The following is a 3638-nucleotide window of genomic DNA, read 5'->3' as shown; positions in this document are numbered from 1 at the left end:
TCAATGCTAACGAAATAAGACTTATGGGTAAACTAGCTAAAAAACACAATTTTATGATTGTCAAAACGGATATAATTTAAATGACGTCATTGGTAGGAACGAAGCATCCCGTGTAGACAAAATGCTTTTAAGAAAAGAGATCCTTCACTATCGTTCAGGATGACAGGCTATAAGATTTCTTTAACTTAATGACATTGGGATAAACGACCCTATTTGTCAGACGTCAGCCAGCGCCGTTAGCAAGCGTACGGGGCACCCACCCGGTGCAGGCGGCGTAGAATGAAGTGCGGGCGCTTTTAAGCATCATCTGCCAATCATCGCAAAGATGAGATTTTCATCACTTCATTCAGCCGGCAAGCCGTTGGTGGGTCGTACGGCGAAGCGGGGCGCAATGCTTTTTTGCTTACTTTTGGAGCTTCGGCCAAAAGTAAGGTAAGCAATCTGCGATTGCGCGCAGGATAAAAGAACCTATAGTTTAAACAAAATCTAACTACTGATATCCATTATTTAGAACTTACAATAAAGATTTTTCGCTAACATCTGAACAGGCTCTGAGTATAGATAAATCGAAATACAAGATATTCACTGAATCGAAAATTCATGAAAATATGTATCTTTTACCATATCGTCAATCCATTCACAAGTCCGTTTCAGTTCCGGAGCGCCCAATTCATTGTTCCGTTTCTTGTTCAGGGTTATTTCAGTATTTGTCAATACCCGGTCCTCAACAGATAATATCTTTTGCAATATACCTTTTTTATCTTTAGTAATCAGGGCTGCTACGTTTATGTAATCATTTCCCTCGCCACGTGTGATAGGGAAAAGACGCTTTTTTAATTCCAATGACCAGTTACAGATTTTCGCGTTTCCTGTTTTGTCGGCAAACAGGACAGACGGATAAATATTATCCGCATTCAGCCATACCGGAACAGCCATTGTAGTAAGAGGAGAACCCAGAATTGTCCACATAGTAGTCAGTGAGACAGGTTCTTTATCTTTTATACCTTGCACCACGATAACCGATGAAGTGGAATAGCGGGGTATATAATCCCTGAATGCGGCAAAAACAGGTTTTACGGTATCCTGCGGCATTATATCGTACAGGTTTGTACCTGTCAATCCATGCGTCAGATGCCGCGAAACATCCTGTAATAAAAAACGGTACGACAAAGAACCTGACAAAGACGCGTTGTAGAACAAAGGCTCCGCAGCCTGATAGCGGCTCAGACCTTTATCCCTCGCCCTGTCTCCCGAAAAAGAGAAATTAGTACGTACGATATAGCCCATAGGCGCGGCGGCAGGGTCATTTGCATCAAATTTCCTGAACGTGTAATCGCCTGTCTCGTAATAGGCTGCTCCGCCCTGCGCGTCAATGACGCCAAAATTTGCGTTCACATAAAGCGGCTTGGGCAATGACTCCAGCAACTTCTCAAAATCGGCAAGGGTAGCACATTGCTGCAATGCCTGCTTCATGATGATGCCTTCGCGTTCTTCTATGCCTGCCTCCGTGTCGTTCAGATTATAAGAGGCCGAATTCATTATTGCGAAACCGGCAGAGTTGTAACCGCCCCATACTTCCTTTCCGTCTTTATCGCTACTATTGACAATGCCAATGTAACTATATTTGCCGTCCGTAAATGTCATCAGCTTATTTTGCAGAGCGTTGGTATCCCTGTGCTTGTAAAGCAGCGGACGCCCGTCGGCTGTGCCTTTACCCGAAATAATAGCTGTAGTACAAGCCGATATTTGGAGTGAAGCCACAAATATCGTCAATAGAGTAAGGCTGAGGCTTTTCATAGTAATCAAGGTTTGGTCACATAAAGATAATGATTTATTCTACATATATCATCTTTTTAGTCATACCTCCGTCTACCACAATATTTTGCCCGTTTATAAAGTTATTATCCGTCTCGCACAGGAATAGGCACGTCCGTGCTATATCTTCTGGTTGACCAACTCTACCGGACGGATGTTGTGCATGGTCTTCGGGTTTTAAATCCCCATAATGTCCTGTGTCTATCCAGCCGGGGCTGATACAATTTACCGTTATATTATATTTACTTAATGATATAGCCAACGAATGGGTCAATGATACAATCGCCCCTTTAGAGGCGGCATAAGCCTCCGTGTCGGGTTCGCTCATCAGGTAGCGGGTCGACGACATATTTATAATACGCCCGTATGTGTTCAGGTCTTCGTGTTGCGAACGGTGTTTTACCAATAGTTTAGCCGTAATGAAGACCGGGCGCAGGTTTATATCCAACACTTTATCAAAGTCTTCTACCGAAGTATCTAATATAGACCCGAAATTACCCACTCCAACATTATTAATAAGGACGTCAATATTGCCTTTCTTCGAGAGGATAGTATTGACGGCATTCGCCAAAGCGCCCGCATCAGAAACATCGAGGTGGATAAATGAACATTTATAATCTTTCATTTCGTCATTCAGCCTCTTTCCGGCAACCTCATCCATATCGCAGAATATAACATCTGCTCCCGCTTCGCAGAAAGTATTTACTATTGCTTTGCCAATACCGTTGGCTCCGCCTGTGATAAAGGTTATTTTGTTGTATAAGTTTTTCATAATTATTTAGAGTCTGTTTAAATTTTATAGCAAATTTTTTTATAGCTATTTTTAGATGGATTTTATCATTTTTGCTAGCAGGTTTAGCGGGCTAAACCAAGAGTAAAAAGGGTAAAATACGGTAAAAAGAGCATAAAAAAATTGCTAAGAACTGTTGACCTGAACCTGTAATATAAATTTTCGCTAAAACTTAAACAGGCTCTTAGAATTTTCCACAAAAATCTCCTCAAACAGCTCCCTCATTTTATTCTTTACCTCCTTCATTTCTACTTTATAGCCTAACTCCTTCTCCATCGAGGTCACACCTTTATCTACAAAACCGCAAGGGTTAATCAATGAAAAAAAAGACAAATCCGTATTTACATTCAGCGCGAAGCCATGCATCGTAACATAACGGCTGCTACGTACCCCGATTGCCGCAATCTTTCGCGTCTTTGCAGGTATGGTTGTATCAATCCATACACCGGCAGCACCCTCCAACCGTTCCGACTGGATATTGTAAGAAGCCAGAAAGCGGATGATAACTTCTTCCATATTAAATATATACTGCCGCAAACCGATATTGTACGTTTCCAGATCAAATATCGGATAACCGACAAGTTGCCCGGGGCCATGATAAGTAATGTCTCCCCCACGGTCTATCTGAAAAAGCGAAACACCTTTCTCTTTCAGAAAACTTTCCTGATATAACAGATTTTCATGCTTGCCATGTTTACCGATTGTGATAACATGCGGATGCTCACAGAACAAAAGGTAATTTTCGGTCGGAGTCCGGTTCTCCTTACGGCTTAGAGATTCCGCGAACAACTCTTGCTGATACTCCCACGCATGGCCGTACTCTATATTTTCAAGGTCTTTGTATATCATCAGATTATATTCTTAAATAAATAATGTCAATCAGTAGTTGATAAGTTAAACGTTCAATTATTTTTTATCCTGCGCGCAATCACAGATTGCTTGCCTTACTTTTGGCCAAAGCTCCAAAAGTAAGCAAAAAAGCATTGCGCCCCGCTTTGCCGTACGACCCACCATCGGTTTGCCGGCTGAATGA

At 42.0% G+C, this 3638-nt stretch carries 3 protein-coding genes; all 3 read right to left on the bottom strand.

Features of this window, described 5'->3' with window-relative positions:
• Positions 1 to 582: 582 nt before the first annotated feature.
• The 3 genes from D0T84_RS21590 to lipB all read right to left on the bottom strand — a co-directional run bounded on the left by D0T84_RS21590 (position 583) and on the right by lipB (position 3454).
• Entirely contained in the window at positions 583 to 1797 is a 1215-nt protein-coding gene (locus D0T84_RS21590) for a hypothetical protein (protein WP_163309997.1), read from the bottom strand.
• A gap of 34 nt (positions 1798 to 1831) precedes the next feature.
• Positions 1832 to 2587, bottom strand: a complete 756-nt coding sequence (locus D0T84_RS21585) for an SDR family NAD(P)-dependent oxidoreductase (protein ID WP_163309996.1) — start codon at positions 2585 to 2587, stop codon at positions 1832 to 1834.
• A 183-nt stretch (positions 2588 to 2770) separates the two neighbouring features.
• Complete coding sequence (lipB, locus tag D0T84_RS21580; protein ID WP_163309995.1) at positions 2771 to 3454, bottom strand: lipoyl(octanoyl) transferase LipB; 684 nt, start codon at positions 3452 to 3454, stop codon at positions 2771 to 2773.
• Between the last annotated feature and the right edge of the window lie 184 nt (positions 3455 to 3638).

The organism is Dysgonomonas sp. 521 (genome assembly GCF_010501055.1).
Lineage (GTDB): Bacteria > Bacteroidota > Bacteroidia > Bacteroidales > Dysgonomonadaceae > Dysgonomonas.
The sequence above is the reverse complement of the archived record's forward strand: the minus strand, read 5'-3'. Positions and strand labels throughout refer to the sequence as shown.